This is a genomic window from Paraburkholderia sp. EG287B (assembly GCF_040965595.1).
Lineage (GTDB): Bacteria > Pseudomonadota > Gammaproteobacteria > Burkholderiales > Burkholderiaceae > Paraburkholderia.
Genome location: NZ_JBFRCG010000031.1, coordinates 62,169 through 81,604, shown reverse-complemented (window position 1 = coordinate 81,604; position 19,436 = coordinate 62,169). Strand labels below are relative to the sequence as shown.

Below are 19,436 nucleotides of genomic sequence, written 5' to 3'. Positions count from 1 at the left end.
GCGAACGGCTCAAGCAGCTTGCCAACAAAAAACGGCCCGGGCGCTCTTGCGCCCGGGCCGTCAAGTCCAGACCTTTCCGCTACACCGTTCGGAACCTGAAACGGGACCTTAACTGAACGGCATTAGGACTCCGGTCCGCTTTTTTTGCGCTGCGCGCACATCGTGCGAAGCGCGTTTTAACCGTGCGGCCGCAGCGCGCCGGCCACGCGGCCCATCTGATCGAGACCGCTGTCGAACAGGCGCGCGAAGTAGGGAATCAGGTTCGGCATCATCAGCTGGATGAGCAGCAGGCCCACGAGCATCGTGAGCGCGAAGCCGATCTGGAAGATACCGATTTGCGGGGCCGCACGGTTCAGAATGCCGAGCGACAGATTGGTGATGAGCAGCGCAACCACCACCGGCAGCGAGAGCAGCAGGCCCGAAGTGAGGATCGTCGTGCCATAGTTGGCGATCAGCTGCCAGCCCGAGGCGCCGAGCACGCTCGCCGTGACCGGCAGCGTCTGGAACGTGGCGACGAGCGCCGCGAGCATCTGCAGATGGCCGTCGAACACGAGGAAGGCGAGCATCGCCATCATGTTCAGCCACGAGGAGAGCGCGGGCGAACTGGTGTTGGCCTGCGGGTCGAAGAAGCTCGCGAATCCCAGGCCCATGCCGAGACTCATCATGTCGCCCGCCGCGGTCACGACCGCGAACACGAGCTGCATCGTGAAGCCGAGCGCCACGCCGATCAGGAACTGATTGACGAGGATCCACACGCCCTCGGCGGAAAACACCGTGACCTGCGGCATGGCGCCGAGCGTGGGCGCGACGATCAGCGTGATGAAGCCCGCGAGGCCGATCTTCACGCGCGTCGGTACGGAGCGGTTGCCCAGCACGGGCGCGACCGCCACGAGCGCCAGTATGCGCGTGAACGGCCAGAGGAAGGCCGTGAGCCAGGCGTTGAGCTGCGCGTAGGTGACCGTAAACATCGTGTGCCGAAAGACGTGCGCCGAAAGCGCAGAAGGGCGGCCGGAGCTGCGTCTAGCCCGCGAGCTGCGGAATGCTCGTGAAGATGCGGTGCATGTAGTCGAGCATCGTCGTGAGCATCCACGGGCCGGCGATCACGAGCGTGACCGCGATGGCGGCCAGCTTGGGGATGAACGCGAGCGTGGATTCGTTGATCTGCGTGGCCGCCTGGAACAGGCTCACCACCAGGCCCACCACGAGCGCGACGAGCAGCAGCGGCGCCGCAAGCAGGAGCGCCACGTACATCGCCTCGTGGGAGAGCGTCATGACCATTTCGGGCGTCATGTCTGTGTCCTCAGGTAAAGCTCTGCGCGAGCGAGCCGATCAGCAGTTGCCAGCCGTCCACCAGCACGAACAGCATGAGTTTGAACGGCAGCGAAATGGTCGCGGGCGAGACCATCATCATACCCATCGACATCAGCACGCTGGCAACCACCAGGTCGATGATGAGAAATGGGATGAAGATCGTGAAGCCGATCTGGAAGCCCGTCTTCAGCTCGCTCGTGACGAACGAGGGCACGAGCAGCGTGAGCGGCACGTCCTCGGGTCCCTGCATGGGCGCCGCGTGCGAGATGCGCGCGAAGAGGGCGAGGTCGGACTCGCGGGTCTGGCGCAGCATGAAGGTCTTGAAGGGCGCGACGCCGCGCGCCACGGCGTCGTCCATCGAAATCGTGCCGGCCGCGAACGGCTTGTAGCCGTCGTTGTAGGCCTTGTCGAGCACCGGCGACATCACGAACAGCGTGAGAAAGAGCGCGAGGCCCACGAGCACCTGGTTGGGCGGCGTGGTCGTCGTGCCGAGCGCCTGGCGCAACAGCGAGAGCACGATGATGATGCGCGTGAAGCTCGTCATCATCAGCACCATCGCCGGCAGGAACGACAGCATCGTGAGCAGCAGCATCGTCTGCACGCTCAGCGAGTAGGTCGTGCCGCCGTTCGGGCCGGGGCTCGTGTTGAAGGCGGGGAGGCCTTGCGGGCCGCCCGCGCTCTGCGCGTGCGCGAGGTGCGGCAGCGCGAGGGCGAAGGCGCCCGCGCCGAGCATCAGCGCGAACGGGAGCGCCGTTCTGGCGATCTTCGCGAGGGTAGCCGCGCGCGCGCGGACCTCGCCGCCTGCGCCCGGCGCATGAAGGGAACTGCCGTGCATTTACTGCGCTCCGCCGTCGTGACGCATGAAACGCGCGTTGATGCGTTTGTTCGCCTCGCTTTTCAGCGCGTCACGAAAGCGCTGTGCGAAGGTGCCCGAGAGGGCGGGGGCGTTGGGAGCGGCTGCCGCGACGCCTGCGGGCAGTTCACCCGCGGGCAGCGTGTGGAGCAGGCGCACGTTGCCGGGCGCGGCGCCCAGCACGAGCCAGGTGTCGCCGATCTCGACCACGGCCACGCGCTCCTTGCCGCCGAGCGATGCGCCGCCCACGGTCTTCACGAGCGCGTTCTTCGGTCCGCCTTGCAGGCCGAGACGCCGCGCGAGCCAGGCGCAGCCGAACACCACGGCGATCACGAGCGCGAGACCCAGCACCGTCTGCACGAGCGCGCCGAAGCCGAGCGCGGGGACCGCGCTGCCGGCGATCACGGCGGAGGCGGCCGAAGCACCCGATGCCGCGCGGGTGGCTTCGTTGACTGCCTGAAGGTCGGCGGCCCGCGCGCTCATGACCGCGAAAACGGCGGCGCCGGCGAGCGAGAGGTGGACGGCGAGGCGCCACGAGAATCGCAGCATGCGTGCGCCGCGGGACTTCCGCGTGCGCTGCATGCCGGTGCCAGAAGCGGCGCCAGCAGGGTTGCCAGCCGGGTTGCCAGAAGCCGCGCCGGTAACAGCCTGGGGTTTCATCGGTTCAGCTTCCGGATCCGCTCGGACGGCGTGATGATGTCGGTGAGACGAATGCCGAACTTGTCGTTCACGACCACCACTTCGCCCTGGGCGATGAGGCAGCCGTTCACGAGCACGTCCATCGGCTCGCCGGCCATGCCGTCGAGCTCCACGACCGAGCCCTGCGCCAGTTGCAGCAGGTTGCGGATGGCGATCTTGGTGCGGCCCAGCTCCACGGTCATCTGGACGGGAATGTCCAGAATCATGTCGATGTCGTTGGCCGTCTTGGTCGAATCGACCTTCGAGAGCGGCTGGAACACGGCCGTCGGTTGCGCGGCCGGCACGTCGTTGCTGTTCTGCTCGGCGAGCGCGCTCGCCCAGTCGTCCATCGAGTCGCCGCCCGCTTCCTGCGCCGCGGCCTCGAAACCCGGGTCGAGCACCGGCTCGTCTGCGCTCGTGCCGTTGATGTCACTCATATCCACCTTCCTTCATCGTGTCGGCTGCGCTGATCATCTTCTGGACCCGCAACGCGTATTGACCATTGAAAATTCCGTAGCCGCACTCCATCACGGGCACGCCGTCCACCTTGGCGGTGATGTGCTCCGCGATGTTCATGGGCAGCACGTCGCCCTTCTTCATGTTCAGGATCTGCTCGAACGTGACGGGCACCTGCGCGAGGTCGGCCGTCAGCTCGACTTCGGCGGCCTGCACCTGCTGCGAGAGTACGCGCACCCAGCGGCGGTCCACGTCGAGCACTTCGCCTTGCAGCGGCGAGGCGAGCACGTCGCGGATCGGCTCGATCATCGAGTAGGGCATGCAGATGTGCAGCGTGCCGCCCGTCGGCCCGAATTCGATCGAGAACTGCGTGACGATCACGATCTCGTTGGGCGTGGCAACGTTTGCGAACTGCGTATGCATTTCAGACCGCACGTATTCGAACTGCAGCGGCCGCACGCTTTTCCACGCGTTCGTGTAGTGCTCGAACACGAGGTTGAGCAGCTTGCCGATGATGCGCTGCTCGGTCTGCGTGAAGTCGCGGCCTTCCACTCGCGTGTGAAAGCGGCCGTCGCCGCCGAACAGGTTGTCCACGACGAAGAACACGAGGTTCGGGTCGAACACGAACAGCGACGTGCCGCGCAGCGGCTTCACGTGGACGAGGTTCAGGTTCGTCGGGATCGGCAGGTTGCGGGTGAACTCGCTGTACTTCTGCACGCGCACCGGACCGACCGAGATTTCGGCGGTGCGGCGCATGAAATTGAAGATGCCGACGCGCAACAGGCGCGCAAAGCGCTCGTTGATGATTTCGAGGCCGGGCATCCGGCCGCGAACGATCCGTTCCTGCGTCGCGATGTTGTAGGGCCGAACGCCCTTGTTGTCGGAGCCGCCCGAGTCGGAATCGACTTCGCCGGTGACGCCTTTGAGGAGGGCATCGACCTCCTCCTGGGACATGAACTCGTCGTGACCCATCGTCATGATGACTGGCCCTCCATCGCGGGAATCATGTCAGCCACGCTCACTGGACGACGAATTCGGTGAACAGCACGTCGTCGACGTGCATCGGCTTCTCATTCGCGCCGGCAGGCTGCGAGATCAGCACGGCGAGTTCCGTGGCGAGCGCACGCTTGCCGTCGAGCGGCGCGAGGTCGGACGGATGCTTGTTCGAGAGCGCGAGCAGCAGGCGGCTGCGGATCTCGGGCATGCGCGCAACGAGCGCGTCCTGGGTGGCCTGGCTGTCGAGCTTGAGCGTGAGGCCGATGCGCAGGTAGTGCGACTCGCCGTCGTCGGACTGCAGATTGACGGTCATCGGTTCGAGCGCGTAGTACACGGACACGGCCGGGGGCGCGGCGGCCGGCGCGGCCGGCGCGCTCGGGGCGTGGCGCGACATGAAGAACCACGTCGCGCCGCCCGCCGCGGCGGCGGCGAGGATCGCAATGAGCGCGATGACGATAATGCGCTTCATCGGTCCGGGTTTCGCGCCCTGGGGCGCGGCTTGCTGGGATGCGGTGGTGGTCGCCATGTCGAAAAGTCAGCCTGGATGCTTGCGAGGGTCCGGGGCACCGACCTGGTGGTCAGTCCGGGCATGCTGCATTGTTCCGGCTTTTGCCTTTCAGCGATGGGAGGAATAGACGGGGGAATTCCGGCTATCTCGTGGTTTTGTTGCGCGCCGCGGCAAGCCGCTCGCGCAAGGGCGCGATGTCAGCGCACGCAGCCGCTGGGCGCGGCTGCGTGGCCCATGACGTGTCGAACGCGCCGGGCGGTTCAGGCAGGGTAGGGAGAAAGGGTCAGGCGAACGTGTCGATCAGACCGACGGAGCGCGTCGTGACGCTCGCGACGCTGCTCGTATCGTCCGCGGCGTCCGTTGCGGCGAGCGTGCTGCCCGAGCCGGAACCGGAACGGCCGGAGCGGCCCGAACCGCTGCCGTCCTGCTGCGCCTGCTGGTTCATCTGCCGCGAGAAACCGTCGCTCACGCTCGCGCTGCCGAGGCCGATGCCGTTTTGCTCCATCGCTTCGCGCAGCTTCGGCAGGGCCGCCTCGACGGCTTCGCGCACCTGCTGGTGCTGCGACACGAAGAGGGCATGCGCGTGGGTGTCCGAGACCTGCAGTACGACCTGGAGCGGTCCCAGATCCTTCGGATTGAGCGTGAGTTCCGCCGACTGCTGGTGCGCGTTCGAGAGGAACACGACCTTCTGGCTGAGCGCGTCTTCCCAGTCGTTCGTGCCGACCTGCGGCGCGATCGACGCGGAGGCGGCCGCCGCCGCCGGATTCGTGCTTGCGCTGGCCGCCTGGGCGGCCTGGGCCTGCGCGGCCGTCGCGGCGGCGACCGCTGCGGCCTGGGTCGCGGCGAGCGAGTCGGTCGTGGCGGTGCTCGCCGTGGCGTCGGTCTGCGTGGCGGCGCCGGCCTGCTGCTGCGCCGCTGCCGTGAGCGCGTCGGTGGCGACCTTCGCGGCGTCGGTGACAGCCGTCGTGGCGCCCTTGGCCGCGTCGGCGCTCGCGCCGCTGTTCGCGGCCGTGCTGAACGCCTTGCTCTGGGCGGTCGCGCTCAAATGCGAGGCGAAGCTGCTGACGATGTTCGAGCCCGAGCCCGTGCTGGCCGTGCTTGCGCTATTCGCCGCCGACCCGGCCGTGCTCACCGCATGCGTGGCGAGCGTACCCGCGCCGCCGCGCAGTTGCGCGAGCGCCGCTTGCAGGGCGTCGTGCACCGACTTCGAGGTGCTGGTCGCGGCGCTGCCCGTGGCCGTGCCGTCGCCTGCAGCGCCGGCAACTGCTGTGGCTGCCGTGGCGGCCGCTGCTGCCGCCGCGGAGGCGACGCCGGCGAGCGTGCTGTCGCTGCTCGTCTGGCTGCCGTCGGCGTTCGCGTCGGTGCTCGTGCTGTCCTGGGTCTGCTGGCCCTGCTGCGCTTGCTGCGCCTGCTGGGCCTGAGCCGCGGCGGCTTGCGCGCCTGCGGCGGCGGCCTGCTTTTGCTGGGCGCGCGCGGCGGCGGCGCGGCGATCGGCGCTCGACGTGCCCTGCGTGGCCTGGCTCGAGTTCGAGCTCGAGCTGGACGTCTGCGAAGCGCTGCTGGTGCTGCTGCTTTGCGAGGCGCTGCCGCTCGACGTGTTCGAATTGGACTGCGCCGACGCATTCGACTGCGCGCTTTGCGCCGCCTGGGCGTTCTGGTTCGCCTGCGCGCTTTGCGCGTTCATCTGCTGTTGCAGCGTCTGCGCGAAATCCTGGCTGGCGGCATCGGCCTGGCTGATGGAGTTCGATGCCGTGTTCGACACGGCGTTCGATGCGGAATTGCCCGACACCGCGTCCGTGGCGGCGCCGAACAGCGAAGAAAGAGAAGAGAGGAGCGACATACTGGCGGCCTCGAAAACGGATTACGTGTTACGGATGTTGCGACGTTCGCATGCGCAGCACGCGGGCGGCGTGCTCGTCGGCGTCGCGCTGTTCGCGGCGGGCGTCCTTGCGGGCCTGCACATCGTCGTGGCGGGTTTGCAGGACCTCGTACGAGCCGAGCTTCTGCTTGCTGCGCTGCCATTCGGGCTTGGCGGCCTCCACGCGCGCGGTGGCCTGCTCGAGCAGGCGACGCTGCTGTTCGATCGCCGCGTCGAGCGTGTCGATGAACGCCTGGAAGTTGCGTACGTTGCCCGCGGCCATGCCGCTGCGCGCCGATTCGGTGAAACGCGTGTGGTACTCGTCACGGTAGGTGATGAGCGCCTCGAGCTGCTTTTCGACCTCGACGCGCTCGCGCTGCACGCGGCCGAGCTTTTGCGTGGCGGCGTCGACGTCGTCTTGCGCGAGGCCGATCAAGGTTTGCAGCGCGGTCTGTTTCGTCATGTCCTGGCTCCGATCAGCTGGCCGAGCATCTCGACGCTCTGATCATAGTTCGCGGTTTCGCGAAAACCCTGCTGAAGAAAGGCCTCGATGCGCGGATACAGCGCGATCGCGCGGTCGAGCACGGCGTCGCGCCCGCTCACGTACGCACCCACGTTGATGAGGTCGCGGTTGCGCTGGTAGCGCGAAAGCATCTGCTTGAGCGCGCGCGTCTGGTTCAGATGCTGGTCGTCGATCAGCGCGGTCATCGCGCGGCTGATCGAGGCCTCGATGTCGATGGCCGGATAATGCCCCGCTTCGGCGAGCGCACGGGAAAGCACGATATGGCCGTCGAGAATCGCGCGCGCCGAGTCGGCGATCGGGTCCTGCTGATCGTCGCCTTCGGTGAGCACGGTGTAGAACGCCGTGATCGAACCGCCGCCTTCGGGGCCGTTGCCGGTGCGCTCGACGAGCGCCGGCAGCTTGGCGAACACCGAAGGCGGATAGCCCTTGGTCGCGGGCGGCTCGCCGATGGCGAGCGCGATCTCGCGCTGGGCCATCGCATAGCGCGTGAGCGAGTCCATGAGCAGCAGCACGTGCTTGCCCTGGTCGCGGAAATATTCGGCCAGCGACGTGGTGTACGCGGCGGCCTGCATGCGCAGCAGCGGCGACACGTCGGCCGGCGCGGCCACGACCACCGAGCGTGCCAGGCCGTCAACGCCCAGGATCTGCTCGATGAATTCCTTCACTTCGCGGCCCCGCTCGCCGATCAGGCCGATCACGATGACTTCCGCGCTGGTCGCGCGCGCCATCGTGCCGAGCAGCACCGATTTACCGACGCCCGAGCCCGCGAACAGGCCCATGCGCTGGCCGCGCCCGACCGTGAGCAGCGAGTTGATCGCGCGCACGCCCACGTCGAGCACCTTGTGAATCGGCTCGCGGTTCAGCGGATTGATGACGGGCGCGGTGAGCGGCGCGTCGGCTTCGGTATTCAGGGGGCCCAGGCCGTCGAGCGGGCGGCCCGAGGCGTCGACCACGCGGCCGAGCATGCCCCAGCCCACCGGCAGGCGTTTCGCACCGGCCTTCGGGTCGGCGATCGGCGCGGTTTCCAGCGGCCAGACGCGCGCGCCGGGCAACAGGCCCGCGACTTCGGTCGTCGGCATCAGAAAGAGTTTGTCGCCGCCGAACCCGACCACTTCCGCTTCGGCCATCGGCAGCGAGCTGCCCGGCGGCAGTTCGATCATCACCTCGGCGCCCACGGCGAGGCGCAGCCCCACGGCTTCGAGCACGAGGCCCGCCGCGCGCGTGAGACGCCCGCAGCCGCGCAGCGGCAGGGCGAGCGCATTGCGCTCGCGCACGCTGCGCAGTTGCGCGTTCCACGAGGTCAGGAACGGGTTGGCCGGGTCGTAGTTCGCCGGCGGCACGTAGGGGGCGCTCGGGGCGTCGGCCACGACCGGCACGCCGTCATTCGTCAGGCCTGGCGGCGCACCGGCCGCGTCCGCGGCGAGCGCGGCATCGATTGCGTCGATCGCGTCGGCGGCACCCAGCTCGCGTGCCTCGCGTTTGGCAGGAATGCCCGGGATGTCGAGGTCGCCCACGAGTAGCGCGCCGAGCTGTGCCGGGTCGCTCGCGAGCGGGCCGAACGAGGCGAGCGCGAGTTCCTGCTCGAGCGGCGTGAGACCGCCCGTGTGGATGGTCTGATGGCTCGGCGGTTGTGGGTGGTTCACCATGGCCGTGCCTTGCCGAGCGCGGCCGTCACGCGCTCCCAGCGCGTGCGGATGCTGGCGTCGGTTTCGCCCGTCGCGGCCTGCGCGCGGCAGCCGCCGCGCTCGATCGTCGGGTCGGTGCGCACGCTCCAGCCGCGCGCCTGAAGGTCGTCCAGCAGATAAGCCTCGACGATCGGCAGATCGGCGGGGCTCACCACGAGCTGCGGGGAACCGGCCAGCTGCGGCTCGGCCACGAGCACTTCGCGCGCGACCGCGACGAGCGCCGTCGGGTCGTGCTGGACGTGCTGGCGCACGACCTGCTGCGCGATGTCGAGCGCGAGTTCCACGAGCGTCTCGGCTACGCCGGCCTGCGCCGTTTCGAGCGCGTCGCTAAAACGGCTGGCGAGCGCGGCGAGTTGCGCCGCCTGCGCGCGCGCCTCGGCCTGGCCCTGCTCGAAGCCCTGCTGGCGGCCCTGTTCGTGCCCGGCCTGATAGCCGAGCGCCTGGCCCGCCACATGGCCGGAGCGCAGCCCCTCCTGGTGGGCCGCGTCGCGCAGCGCATGGAGCTGGGCCTCGAACGCCGCGGATTCGTCGGGCGTGGGCGGCGGCGGAGGGGGAGGCGGCGGGTCGAACGAGGCCATCTCCCAGCGCTGGTACGCCGAGCGATGGCTGTTCGCGGAGCTGGTGTCAGACATAAGCGTCTTCTGCCTTGCCGCCTAGAACGATCTGTCCGCTCTCGGCGAGGTTGCGCACGATCTGCAGGATGCGGCGCTGCTGTGCCTCGACTTCCGACACGCGCACCGGACCGCGCGCGTCGAGGTCTTCGGCGAGCAGTTCGGCCGCACGCTGCGACATGTTCGAGAGGAACTTGGTGCGTAGCGCGGGCGGCGCACCCTTGAGCGAAATGATGAGCGACTCCGACTCGACTTCCTTGAGCAGCAGCTGGATCGCGCGATCTTCGAGGTCGAGCAGGTTCTCGAACACGAACATCTGATCGATGATCTTCTGCGCGAGTTCCGCGTCGTACTGGCGGACGTTCTCGATCACCCCTTCTTCGTGCTGGCTCGTCATGAAGTTGAGGATTTCGGCCGCCGTGCGGATGCCGCCCATCGGGCTGCGCTTGAGGTTGTCGCTGCCCGAGAGGAGGTTCGTGAGCACGTCGTCGAGTTCGCGCAGCGCCTGCGGCTGGATGCCGTCGAGCGTCGCGATGCGCAGCAGCACGTCGTTGCGCAGGCGCTCGGTGAAGCACGAAGCGATTTCTGAGGCCTGGTCGCGGTCGAGGTGCACGAGAATGGTCGCGATGATCTGCGGGTGCTCGTTCTTGATGAGCTCGGCCACCGACCCCGAATCCATCCACTTGAGGCCTTCGATGCCGCTCGTGTCGCCGCCTTGCAGAATGCGGTCGATGATCGCGCCGGCCTTGTCCTCGCCCAGCGCCTTGTTGAGCACGTTGCGGATGTAGTCGTTCGAGTCGAGCGAGAAGGCGGTGTGCTGCTCGGCTTCCTTGACGAATTCCTGCAGCACGACTTCGATCTCTTCGCGCTTGACGTTCTTGAGCGCCGCCATGGCGGCGCCGATTTTCTGCACTTCGCGCGGACCGAGGAACTTGAAGACCTCGGAGGCCTCTTGCTCGCCGATCGACATGAGCAGCAGCGCGCTCTTGGTTGCGCCTTCAGCGTTCATCGTTCACCCAGCTTTTCACGACGGTTGCGACGATCTTCGGATCCTGGCGCGCGATGTTGCGCGCGTATTCCAGGTTGCGTTCGAACTTGTTCTTCTCGTTTTCGAAGGCGAGCAGGGCGGCTTCACTTTCCGCACTGTCTTCGCCTTCCGCGCCGGTGCCGCCAATGCGCACCGCTTCGGGGAGACCGTCGAGCAGCAGCGGCTCGCCGTCGGCCATGCCGGGCAGCGCGGGCGCAACCGGCTCGGGCGGCGGGAACGCGCGGCGCAGCGCCGGCTTCACCATCACGAAGTAGAGGAAGAGAGCCACCGCGCCAATGCCGAGCCACGTCGCAATCTGCTTCGCAAGGGCGAGGATGTCCGGTTGACGCCACCACGGGAGGTTCGCGTTCGGGTCGACTTCGGTCTGGAACGCGGCGTTCACCACGTTCACCGAGTCGCCGCGCTTGGCGTCGTAGCCCATGGCGTCCTTCACGAGCTGCTCGACCTGCGCGAGCTTCTGCGCGTCGAGCGGCTGCATGGTGGCGTGGCCCTTGGCGTCCAGCTTCGGCTGGTAGTTCACGATCACGGCGACCGACAGGCGCTTCACGTCGCCCGGCGCCTGTTGATAGTGGCGCACGGTCTTGTCGAGCTCGTAGTTCGTCGTGGTGTCGCGATGATCGGAGACCGGCACCGGAGCCGACGCGCCGTTCGCACCCGCCGGCGCGCTGATGGGCGCCGAGGCCGGCTGCGGCGGCTGGTTCGTGAGCGCGCCGGGCACGCCGCCCGCGCCGCTTTGCTGCATTTCCGTGGAAATGTTCTGCTGCTGGCTGCGGATCGCGGCGGCCTGCGGGTTGGCGTTCGGACCGTAGGCTTCGGAGGTCTGCTCGAGCTTCGAGAAGTCGAGGTCGGCGCTCACCTGCGAGCGCGCATTGCCGGCGCCGAACAGGGGCGCGAGGATCGCGTCGATGCGCGCCTGGGTGTCGTGCTCGACCTGGCGCACGTACTTGAGCTGCGAGGCGTCGAGGCCCACGCCCGCGGCGCTTTGGGTGAGCAGGTTGCCGTCCTGGTCGACCACCGTCACGTTGCGCACCGGCAGGTCCGGCACGGCCGAAGCCACCATGTGCGTGATCGCGGCGACCTGGCCGTCGTCGAGGATGCGGCCCGGATACAGGTTCACGAGCACCGAGGCGGACGGCGCTTCGCGCTCGCGCACGAACACCGAGGGCTTCGGAATGGCCAGATGCACGCGCGCCGACTTCACGCTCGCGATCGACTGGATCGTTTGCTCGAGCTCGCCTTCGAGCGCGCGCTGATAGTTCACCTGCTCGGCGAACTGGCTGATGCCGAACTTCTGGTTGTCCATCAGCTCGAAGCCGACCGAACCGTTCTTCGGCAGGCCCTGGGAGGCGAGGCGCAGGCGCATTTCGTTGACCTGCTCGGCGGGCACGAGAATGGCGCCGCCGGCGTCCGAGAACTTGTAGGGAACGTTTGCGGCCTGGAGCGCAGTAATGATGGCGCCGCCGTCACGGTCCGACAGGTTGCTGTACAGCACCTTATAGTCGGGCGCGCGCGACCACAGCAGGAGACCCGCGACCACGGCCACGAGCACCGCCACGGCGAAAATGAGCGGCGCGCGCGGGTTGCCGCGCACGTTGCGCAACGACGAGAGCGAGCCGAGGCGTTGCGCAAAGCCGCCGCCGAGGTCATCCGCGCCGCCCAGGCCTGCGCCCGCGCCAGCGCCGGGCGCGGCGCCCGCGCCAGAGGTGGCGAGGCCCATGCGGGCGTCGGGGTTGATCAAAGAATTGGCAGTCGAATCCATGCGACGGGTATCTCCGGAGGCTTCCAGGTCTCGCCTTGCATGGCGGAGACTTTCACGAGACGCATTATCCGGGGCCACTGGCAAGCCGATTGCGCGAATAGAGCCGGGTTTTCCCCCTAGTTTCGGGGCTGCCGAAACAGACCCGCTGCTATGCTCTCCTCCAGATTCGGCATCCTGTCAGTGCGCCGTCTCGGCCGGGCTCGCAGGATTGCTGCGCAATCGCTGAAACTCCGGCATTGGGGCTCGTCCCCGGAATACCCCGCAGGTCCCCTTTTCGTGGAGCAAACATGACCGTGCCAGTATCCCCGCTCACGTCCGCCTTGGCGCAAATGCAGTCGATGGCGACCCAGGCGGCCGGCGGCCCCACCGCAGCCGACGAAAAGTCGGGCGCGGCCACGGCCGGCGGGTTCGCGGCGGCGCTCAAGTCGTCGCTCGACCAGATCAGCGACGCCCAGCAGAAGGCCGTTGGCGAGTCGCAGGCGTTCGAACTGGGCGCGAACAACGTGTCGCTCAACGACGTCATGGTCGACATGCAGAAAGCCAACATCGGCTTCCAGTTCGGCCTGCAGGTGCGCAACAAGCTCGTGGCCGCCTACACCGACATCATGCAGATCCAGGTGTGACGGTGCCCGAAGCCTTCGCCCGCTCAACGCGCTAAAGCTTCTTCCCCTACGATCCGATAACCCGGCTAGAAGAGTCCGTCGCTCGTGCTTGCACAGCGCGCCGGACGACCGCATTCAAGCCAAACGTATCAAGGAGAAGCGCCGATGTTTTCCCCTGCCCAATCTGGAGCTAACGCCTATGCACGCGTGGGCGTCGAAACGGGGGTCATGGGTGCGAGCCCGCACAAGCTGATCGTGCTCCTGTACCAGGGCGCGCGTCAGGCCATCGCGCAGGCACGTATGCACTTGCAGGCCGGCAACGTCGGCCCGCGTTGCGAGGCGATCGCCAAGGCGATCCGGATTGTCGAGAGCGGACTTCAGCTCGCGTTGAACGTCGAGGCGGGCGGCGAGATCGCTCAACGCCTGAATGCGCTGTACAGCTACATGACGAAGCGCCTGCTGGAAGCCAATATTAAACAGAGCGAGACCATGCTGGTCGAGGTCGACAGACTGCTGGCTACGCTCGAAGAAGCCTGGTTGGGGATAGCGCCGGAAGTGGCGAGGATGGCCGAACAGGCATCCGCGTCAGCGTCCGGCTCATTGATGAGATGAGTTCAAAAGCAGACTACTTCGCCCGCTACGAAGCGATAGCGGCCGTGTCGGAGCAGATGCTCCATGCGGCGCGCGATGCGCACTGGAACGATCTGATCGGCTTGCAGGAGGAGTACCGGATCCTCGTCGATGCCTTGAAGGACGCCGAAGCCGTGGTGCGGCTCACGGTTTCCGAACGAGCGCGCAAGTACGAGCTGATCCGCCAGATTCTCGCCGACGACGCCGCCATTCGCGATCTCGCAAGCCCTTGCATGGCACGGCTTTCGGCGCTCTTTTACGGCACCGTGCAGCCCGCGCGGGTCTTGCAGGAAATCTACGGAGCCCGCTAGCGCGGCGCGTGGCGCCTCGCGACGCAACGGCGCGCAACGCCCCATGAACCGGCAGCTCAGCGCCGTGCGCAGATCCGGAACACCATGAACGGAATCGACACCGGAGCCGCCGCGCTCCTCGCGAGCCGCATCGCGGCGCTCACGCCGGTCGGGCCGCAGAGCGCCTCCGGCGCGGCGCAGACGGGCGTCTCCGCGCTCGCCGACGCCGCAACCAGCACCAGCAGTACGCAGGACTCGACCGAGACCGTGCTTTCGGCGGTTGCACTGGCGCTCGACGCCATCATCCGCTCGGGCGGCGAAGCGACGCCCGCCGTGGTGGGCCGCGCGCCGCTCTGGGGCAGCCCCGGCGCCGACGCGGCGCCCGGCGGCGCGGCCACCTTGCCGCTGCCGGGTCTCGCCGGCGAAGCGCAGGCGGCGGAAGCGGCGTTGCTCGCGGACGTGGCGCTCGCGGCCCAGGGTCTGGCCGGCGAGGCGCTGGCCGGAGCGGCCGACGCTGGAACCGATGCTTCCGCGCAGACGGCGTCCTCGCAAAACCCGCAGGCCGGACAAACCACCCAAACGGCGCAAACAGCGCAAACCGCCGCCGCCGCGCAAGCCGGTCCGGTCGCCGCACTCGCGGCGTCGCTCGCGCAGACGGTCAGCTCGAGCGGACTCTTCTACGAAGCCCACCTCGCGCAATGGTTGCGCGGCCAGCTCTCGCCCGCCGAACTGGCCGACGAGCCGCAGAACCGTCTGCTCGGCGCGCACTCGCAACTGCCGCTCGACTGGAGCCCGGCCGGCGACGACATCGACGACGTGCAATGGACCGAGACCTTCTCCGACGCGCCAGGCGCCGCGCGCGGCGAAGCGGGCAATGCCCAGAACGCGGCCAACGCGCTCAATGCCGCACTGGCGCGCGCCTTCCCCGGGCTGGCCGATCCGCACGGCGAAACGGCCGCGAGCCAGGCCCAGGCGCGCGCGACGCTGGCCGATACCCTGCTGCCCGCCATGCACGAGGCCGCCGCGCAGGCCACCGGGCCGACGGTCCATCCGGCCGTGATCCCGCTCGTGCGCCAGCAGCTCGATCTGCTCGCGACCGGTGAGTTTCGCTGGAACGGCGAGGCCTGGCCGGGCGTGCGGGTGGACTGGAGCATCCAGCAGGACGACTACGATGCCCGCGACCCGCACCCGGGCGCAGGCGGTGTGGACGCCGACGACATCCCATGGCGCACGCGGCTCACGCTTGCGCTGCCGAAGCTCGGCACCGTCGACGCGGAACTCACGCTGACGGGCTCGACGCTCGCCGTGCGCGTGCAGGCGAACGCGGGTGGCGCCGCGCGCCTCACGGCAGAAAGCGAGTCGCTGCGCGGGCGGCTCGAAGCGCTCGGGCTCACGCTCGCTGGGCTCTCGATCCGCGAGATCGGCAGCGGCGCCGCGGCGAGCCCCGCCGAGGCCGCGAGAGCCGCGAGCGCTGCAAGCGCCTACGCCGCACAAACCACCTCCGCCGCATCCGCCACGCAGACGGCGCAGGCCGGCGCCGCGGCGGATGCGTCCGCCGCGCGACCGGGCGCCGACGCGACCGAGCCGCGCAACCACCGCCTCGACCACGACTGGGAGTTGTGATGAGCCGCACGCACCGCAAGAGCGCCGCCGCGCTCGCCTACGACGCGCCCGAAGGCGACGGCGCGCCGCGCGTGGTCGCGAAGGGCTACGGCCTCGTCGCGGAGATGATCGTGCAACGCGCGAAGGAAGCGGGCCTCTACGTGCACGAAGCGCCGGAGATGGTCTCGCTGCTCATGCGCGTGGACCTCGACGCGAAGATTCCGCCGCAGCTCTATCAGGCGGTGGCCGAACTGCTTGCCTGGCTGCACCGCCTCGAAGCGGACAACGACGCGAAGGCCAAGGCGGCCGCGCAAGCGCAAGCCGCCGCATCGGCCGGAACCGCGGCCGGCGGCGCCCCGCGCGATATCAGCGACATTCGCAGGATCGGCGGCACCCGTCCCGCGCTGCCCTTCAACCCCTCAACATCAACTTGATCAGCCAGGCGACGCGCTTGCCGTAGGGCGGCGCGATGAGCCCGCGCGCATTCAGCCGCGCCTGGGTGAAGACGGGCTTCATCTTCGAGAACGTGACGAAGCCCTCGTAGCCGTGATACACGCCCATGCCGCTCGGGCCGACGCCGCCGAACGGCAGTCCCTCGGCGGCGATATGCATGAGCGTCTCGTTCACCGACATCCCGCCCGCCACCGTTTCGTGCGTCACGCGCTCGACCGTGCGCGGGTCGTCGGCATAGAGGTAGAGCGAGAGCGGGCGAGGGCGCGCATTCACGTAGCGCAACGCTTCGTCGAGCGTGTCGTAGGGCACGAGCGGCAAGAGCGGCCCGAAGATTTCCTCCTGCATGAGCGCCGTCTGCGCGCCGGCGTTCGTCACGATGACGGGCGCGAAGCGCCGCGTGGCGGCGTCGTGCGTGCCGAGCGCGTGCAGCTGTGCGCCGCTTGCCTGGGCTTCATCAGCGAGGCGTTGCAGGCGCTCGAAGTGGCGCGCCGAAATGATCGACGTGTAGTCGCAGTTGTTCGCGAAGTCCGGATAGAGCTGCGCGAAGCGCGTGCGCGCACGAGCGATGAACGCCGCCTCCTGGCCGCGCGGCAGCAGCACGTAGTCGGGCGCGATACAGGTTTGCCCCGCGTTCAGCGTCTTGCCGAGCAGCAGGCTGTCGACGGCGTAGTTCAGGCGCGCCGCGGCGCCGATGATCACGGGCGACTTGCCGCCCAGTTCGAGCGTGACCGGCGTGAGGTTCGCGGCCGCCGCGCGCATGACCTCGTGCCCCACGCGCGTCGAGCCGGTGAACAGCAAATGATCGAACGGCAGCGCGCTGAAGGCGGCGCCCACCGACGCGTCGCCGTTCACGACCGCCACGTGATCGCGCGCGAAGGTCTTGCCGATCAGCTCCGCGAACAGCGCGGACGTGCGCGGCGTCAGCTCCGACATCTTGATCATGGCGCGGTTGCCCGCCGCGAGCGCGCACACGAGCGGGCTCGCGGCCAGCTGCAGCGGATAGTTCCACGGCACGACGATGCCCGCCACGCCGAGCGGCTGCGGCACCAGCTTCGCGCGCCCGGGCAGCAGCCATTTGCCGACCGGTCTGCGGCGCGGCTTCATCCAGCGCGCGCCGTGCCTGAGCGCCGCATCGATCTCCTGCTTGAGGACGACGAATTCCGCGAGCGCGACCTCCGCCTTCGCGCGCTGGCCGAAGTCGGCGTTCATCGCCTCGGCGAGCGCGTCGCGATTCGAGAACAGCACGTCGCGCAGCGCCTTGAGATGGCGCGCACGCGCGTCCCAGGACGGGAACGGGTCGCGCAGGAAGGCTTCGCGCTGCGCGGCGAGCAGCGTGTCGAGCGCGGCGCGCGGCTCGTCGGGGGCGCTGCGGGCGAAGTCTTCGGGCAGGTCCTGCTTCATGGTCGTTCCTCGTGGGGTTCCCACTCGCTGTGGCGCGTGGGCGAACGGAAAAATCGGCTCGTCGTATCGGGTGACGCCGAGGGTCACACCGGGCGCGACGGAAACGCCCGCTCGATGATCGCGGCGTGATCGAAGCGCGCAGGCAGCGTACCGAATACGCGGTCGCAGTCGGCGTCGTGCTCGTCGAGGCGCGTGGCGATGAACGCTTCGGCGATCTCCGGCGGGCCATCGCGCAGCAGCATGGCCTGCGCGATCAGCACGATCTGCTGCGCGATGCGCCGCGCGCTCGCCTCGCGCGTGCCCGGCGCGCCGTTGAGCAGCACCGAGAGGCGGTCGAGCGCGGCGTTCAGAACCGGGTGAGTCTGCGCGTCGCGCCGCCACGCGAGAAACAGCGCCTGGGCGGCGTCGGCCTCGCGCTCGAGTGCGCGCAGCACGTCGAGGCACATCACGTTGCCCGAGCCTTCCCAGATCGAGTTGACGGGCGCTTCGCGGTAGAAGCGCGCCATCGGCCCTTCCTCGACGTAGCCGTTGCCGCCCCAGACTTCCATGGCCTCGCCCGTGAACGCGAGCGTGCGCTTGCAGACCCAGAACTTCGCCGCCGGCGTGACGATGCGCCGCCAGGCGCGCGCTTCGAGCGACGTGTCGTCCGTATCGCCGGGTTGCGCGTCGGCGCTGTCTTCGAAGGCGCGCGCGAGCCGCATGAAGAGCGCTGTCGCCGCTTCCGATTCGAGCGCGAGATCGGCGAGCACGTTTTGCATGAGCGGCTGCTCGGCGAGCACGCGGCCGAACGCGCTGCGGTGGCGCGCGTGGTGGATCGCCTGCACGAGGGCCGCGCGCATGAGCGCCGCGCTGCCGATCACGCAGTCGAGCCGCGTGTAGTTCGCCATCTCGATGATGGTCGGCACGCCGCGGCCTTCGTCGCCGATCATCACGCCGTACGCATCGAAGAATTCGACTTCACTGCTCGCGTTCGAGCGGTTGCCGAGCTTGTTCTTCAGGCGCTGCACGTTGACCGCGTTTTTGTTGCCGTCCGGCCGGTAGCGCGGCACGAAGAAGCAGGAGAGTCCGTCGTGCTCCGTGGTGCGCGCGAGCACGAGGTGCGCGTCGCACTGCGGCGCCGAGAAAAACCACTTGTGGCCGGTGAGCAGGTACGCCGCGCCGCGGCCGGTTTCGACGCCCGCGGGGCGCGCCTCGGTGCGGTTGCTGCGCACGTCCGAACCGCCTTGCTTCTCCGTCATGCCCATGCCGATCATCATCGAGCGCTTCTGCGCGAGCGGCAGGTCGCGCGCATCGTGCTCGCGCGTGTAGAGCGGCGCGCGCAGCGTTTCGAACAGGGCCGGCTCGCGCTGCAGCACGGCGATGCTCGCGAACGTCATGGTCAGCGGGCACAACGACCCGGATTCGAGCTGCGCGTGCAGGAAGTAGCCGGCGCAGCGCGCGGCCATCGCGCCGGGCTGCGGGTCCGAATACGGCAGCGCATGCAACCCCTGCTCGCGCAACAGCGTGAGCAGTTCGTGCCAGGCGGGGTGGAATTCGATCGCGTCGATACGCTCGCCGCGCGGGCTGTGCGTGTGCAGTTCGGGCTCGTGGCGGTTGGCGAGGTCGGCGAGCGCGAGCGTTTGCGCCTTGCCGAGCGTCTCGCCGTGGCGCGCGAGCGTGTCGCGATGCCAGTGAGCGCCTGCGCGCGCGAGGGCCTCGCCGAGCGCAGCGTCGGTGGTGAAGAGGTTGTAGTCGGCGAGCGGCGGCGCCTGGTTCGTGACTTCGTGGCTCGTGCCGGGGCGATGCGTGACTTCCGTCGGGTTCATCTGCCTGTCTCCGATGCAAGGCTGCTGCGTGCGTCGTGCTTCACGCGCGGCCGTTCGTGTTGTGTTCGCTGTCGTGACGGGGAGGCGTGCGCAACGGCCGCTCCATGGGAAGCGTCCGTGAGGTGAATGATTCTTGTGCGCTCCAGCGCTCCCTGTGCCGCTCGCTGGAATCTTGCGGGCTTCGGCTCTGGCGGCCGAACCGCCTTCCATCATAGGCGTCGATCCGCCGTCAGGTTTAGAGGGGATGCTCTGACATAAAAGCTGACCTCGGAATCAGACGCTTCCTACAATGCGCCATTGAAGCCGAAAACGAACGAGCGTGCAAATAGCGCGCCGGGGCCTCGCAAGAGGCAAGCCGACAGGACGG

20 protein-coding genes are annotated in these 19,436 nt (G+C 68.5%); 5 read left to right on the top strand and 15 right to left on the bottom strand.

Translation table 11 applies throughout. The features are described from left to right. Nucleotides 1-176: 176 nt before the first annotated feature. From fliR to fliF, 13 genes are all read right to left on the bottom strand, one after another. Nucleotides 177-968, bottom strand: coding sequence for a flagellar biosynthetic protein FliR (fliR, locus tag AB4Y40_RS38640; RefSeq protein ID WP_368692327.1), 792 nt, complete (start codon nucleotides 966-968; stop codon nucleotides 177-179). Nucleotides 969-1,020: 52 nt separating this feature from the next. Next, on the bottom strand, nucleotides 1,021-1,290 hold the full coding sequence (gene fliQ / locus AB4Y40_RS38635) for a flagellar biosynthesis protein FliQ (RefSeq protein ID WP_028203375.1): 270 nt from the start codon (nucleotides 1,288-1,290) through the stop codon (nucleotides 1,021-1,023). Between the two features lie 10 nt (nucleotides 1,291-1,300). Further along, nucleotides 1,301-2,044, bottom strand: a complete 744-nt coding sequence (gene fliP / locus AB4Y40_RS38630) for a flagellar type III secretion system pore protein FliP (RefSeq protein ID WP_368692334.1) — start codon at nucleotides 2,042-2,044, stop codon at nucleotides 1,301-1,303. A 102-nt stretch (nucleotides 2,045-2,146) separates the two neighbouring features. After that, complete coding sequence (gene fliO / locus AB4Y40_RS38625; RefSeq protein WP_368692333.1) at nucleotides 2,147-2,647, bottom strand: flagellar biosynthetic protein FliO; 501 nt, start codon at nucleotides 2,645-2,647, stop codon at nucleotides 2,147-2,149. 173 nt (nucleotides 2,648-2,820) lie between these two features. Next, nucleotides 2,821-3,279: a flagellar motor switch protein FliN gene (fliN, locus tag AB4Y40_RS38620; protein WP_368692326.1), complete on the bottom strand. Its 459-nt coding sequence runs from the start codon at nucleotides 3,277-3,279 to the stop codon at nucleotides 2,821-2,823. Beyond that, nucleotides 3,272-4,270 (bottom strand): flagellar motor switch protein FliM, encoded by a 999-nt coding sequence (gene fliM / locus AB4Y40_RS38615; protein ID WP_368692332.1) that lies wholly within the window; start codon nucleotides 4,268-4,270, stop codon nucleotides 3,272-3,274. Before fliM ends, fliN begins: the two co-directional genes overlap by 8 nt. A gap of 46 nt (nucleotides 4,271-4,316) precedes the next feature. After that, entirely contained in the window at nucleotides 4,317-4,820 is a 504-nt protein-coding gene (fliL, locus tag AB4Y40_RS38610; RefSeq protein WP_368692325.1) for a flagellar basal body-associated protein FliL, read from the bottom strand. Nucleotides 4,821-5,085: 265 nt separating this feature from the next. Beyond that, nucleotides 5,086-6,642, bottom strand: coding sequence for a flagellar hook-length control protein FliK (locus AB4Y40_RS38605; RefSeq protein WP_368692324.1), 1,557 nt, complete (start codon nucleotides 6,640-6,642; stop codon nucleotides 5,086-5,088). A gap of 28 nt (nucleotides 6,643-6,670) precedes the next feature. Beyond that, complete coding sequence (gene fliJ / locus AB4Y40_RS38600; protein WP_254318723.1) at nucleotides 6,671-7,123, bottom strand: flagellar export protein FliJ; 453 nt, start codon at nucleotides 7,121-7,123, stop codon at nucleotides 6,671-6,673. Then, on the bottom strand, nucleotides 7,120-8,829 hold the full coding sequence (gene fliI, locus AB4Y40_RS38595) for a flagellar protein export ATPase FliI (protein WP_368692323.1): 1,710 nt from the start codon (nucleotides 8,827-8,829) through the stop codon (nucleotides 7,120-7,122). Before fliI ends, fliJ begins: the two co-directional genes overlap by 4 nt. Beyond that, nucleotides 8,823-9,500: a flagellar assembly protein FliH gene (fliH, locus tag AB4Y40_RS38590; RefSeq protein WP_368692322.1), complete on the bottom strand. Its 678-nt coding sequence runs from the start codon at nucleotides 9,498-9,500 to the stop codon at nucleotides 8,823-8,825. Before fliH ends, fliI begins: the two co-directional genes overlap by 7 nt. After that, nucleotides 9,493-10,488, bottom strand: coding sequence for a flagellar motor switch protein FliG (gene fliG, locus AB4Y40_RS38585; protein ID WP_042269052.1), 996 nt, complete (start codon nucleotides 10,486-10,488; stop codon nucleotides 9,493-9,495). Before fliG ends, fliH begins: the two co-directional genes overlap by 8 nt. Beyond that, a complete protein-coding gene (fliF, locus tag AB4Y40_RS38580) occupies nucleotides 10,478-12,286 on the bottom strand; it encodes a flagellar basal-body MS-ring/collar protein FliF (RefSeq protein ID WP_368692321.1) in 1,809 nt (602 codons plus the stop codon). Before fliF ends, fliG begins: the two co-directional genes overlap by 11 nt. A 287-nt stretch (nucleotides 12,287-12,573) precedes the next feature. On the opposite strand from fliF, the gene fliE reads away from it, so the two are divergent. The 5 genes from fliE to AB4Y40_RS38555 all read left to right on the top strand — a co-directional run bounded on the left by fliE (nucleotide 12,574) and on the right by AB4Y40_RS38555 (nucleotide 15,844). Further along, nucleotides 12,574-12,909: a flagellar hook-basal body complex protein FliE gene (fliE, locus tag AB4Y40_RS38575; RefSeq protein ID WP_069264308.1), complete on the top strand. Its 336-nt coding sequence runs from the start codon at nucleotides 12,574-12,576 to the stop codon at nucleotides 12,907-12,909. A gap of 144 nt (nucleotides 12,910-13,053) precedes the next feature. Continuing rightward, complete coding sequence (fliS, locus tag AB4Y40_RS38570; protein WP_368692320.1) at nucleotides 13,054-13,500, top strand: flagellar export chaperone FliS; 447 nt, start codon at nucleotides 13,054-13,056, stop codon at nucleotides 13,498-13,500. After that, nucleotides 13,497-13,829 carry a flagellar protein FliT gene (locus AB4Y40_RS38565; protein ID WP_028203389.1) on the top strand — a complete coding sequence of 111 codons (333 nt, stop codon included), beginning with the start codon at nucleotides 13,497-13,499 and terminating at the stop codon, nucleotides 13,827-13,829. Before fliS ends, AB4Y40_RS38565 begins: the two co-directional genes overlap by 4 nt. 84 nt (nucleotides 13,830-13,913) lie before the next feature. Next, nucleotides 13,914-15,431, top strand: a complete 1,518-nt coding sequence (locus AB4Y40_RS38560; protein ID WP_368692319.1) for a flagellar hook-length control protein FliK — start codon at nucleotides 13,914-13,916, stop codon at nucleotides 15,429-15,431. Continuing rightward, on the top strand, nucleotides 15,431-15,844 hold the full coding sequence (locus tag AB4Y40_RS38555; protein WP_368692318.1) for an EscU/YscU/HrcU family type III secretion system export apparatus switch protein: 414 nt from the start codon (nucleotides 15,431-15,433) through the stop codon (nucleotides 15,842-15,844). Before AB4Y40_RS38560 ends, AB4Y40_RS38555 begins: the two co-directional genes overlap by 1 nt. Here AB4Y40_RS38555 and AB4Y40_RS38550 read toward each other — a convergent pair. Continuing rightward, entirely contained in the window at nucleotides 15,822-17,264 is a 1,443-nt protein-coding gene (locus AB4Y40_RS38550) for a coniferyl aldehyde dehydrogenase (protein ID WP_368692317.1), read from the bottom strand. The genes AB4Y40_RS38555 and AB4Y40_RS38550 overlap by 23 nt on opposite strands. Before the next feature lie 83 nt (nucleotides 17,265-17,347). Then, nucleotides 17,348-19,069 (bottom strand): isovaleryl-CoA dehydrogenase, encoded by a 1,722-nt coding sequence (locus AB4Y40_RS38545; RefSeq protein WP_368692316.1) that lies wholly within the window; start codon nucleotides 19,067-19,069, stop codon nucleotides 17,348-17,350. Nucleotides 19,070-19,436 lie beyond the last annotated feature (367 nt).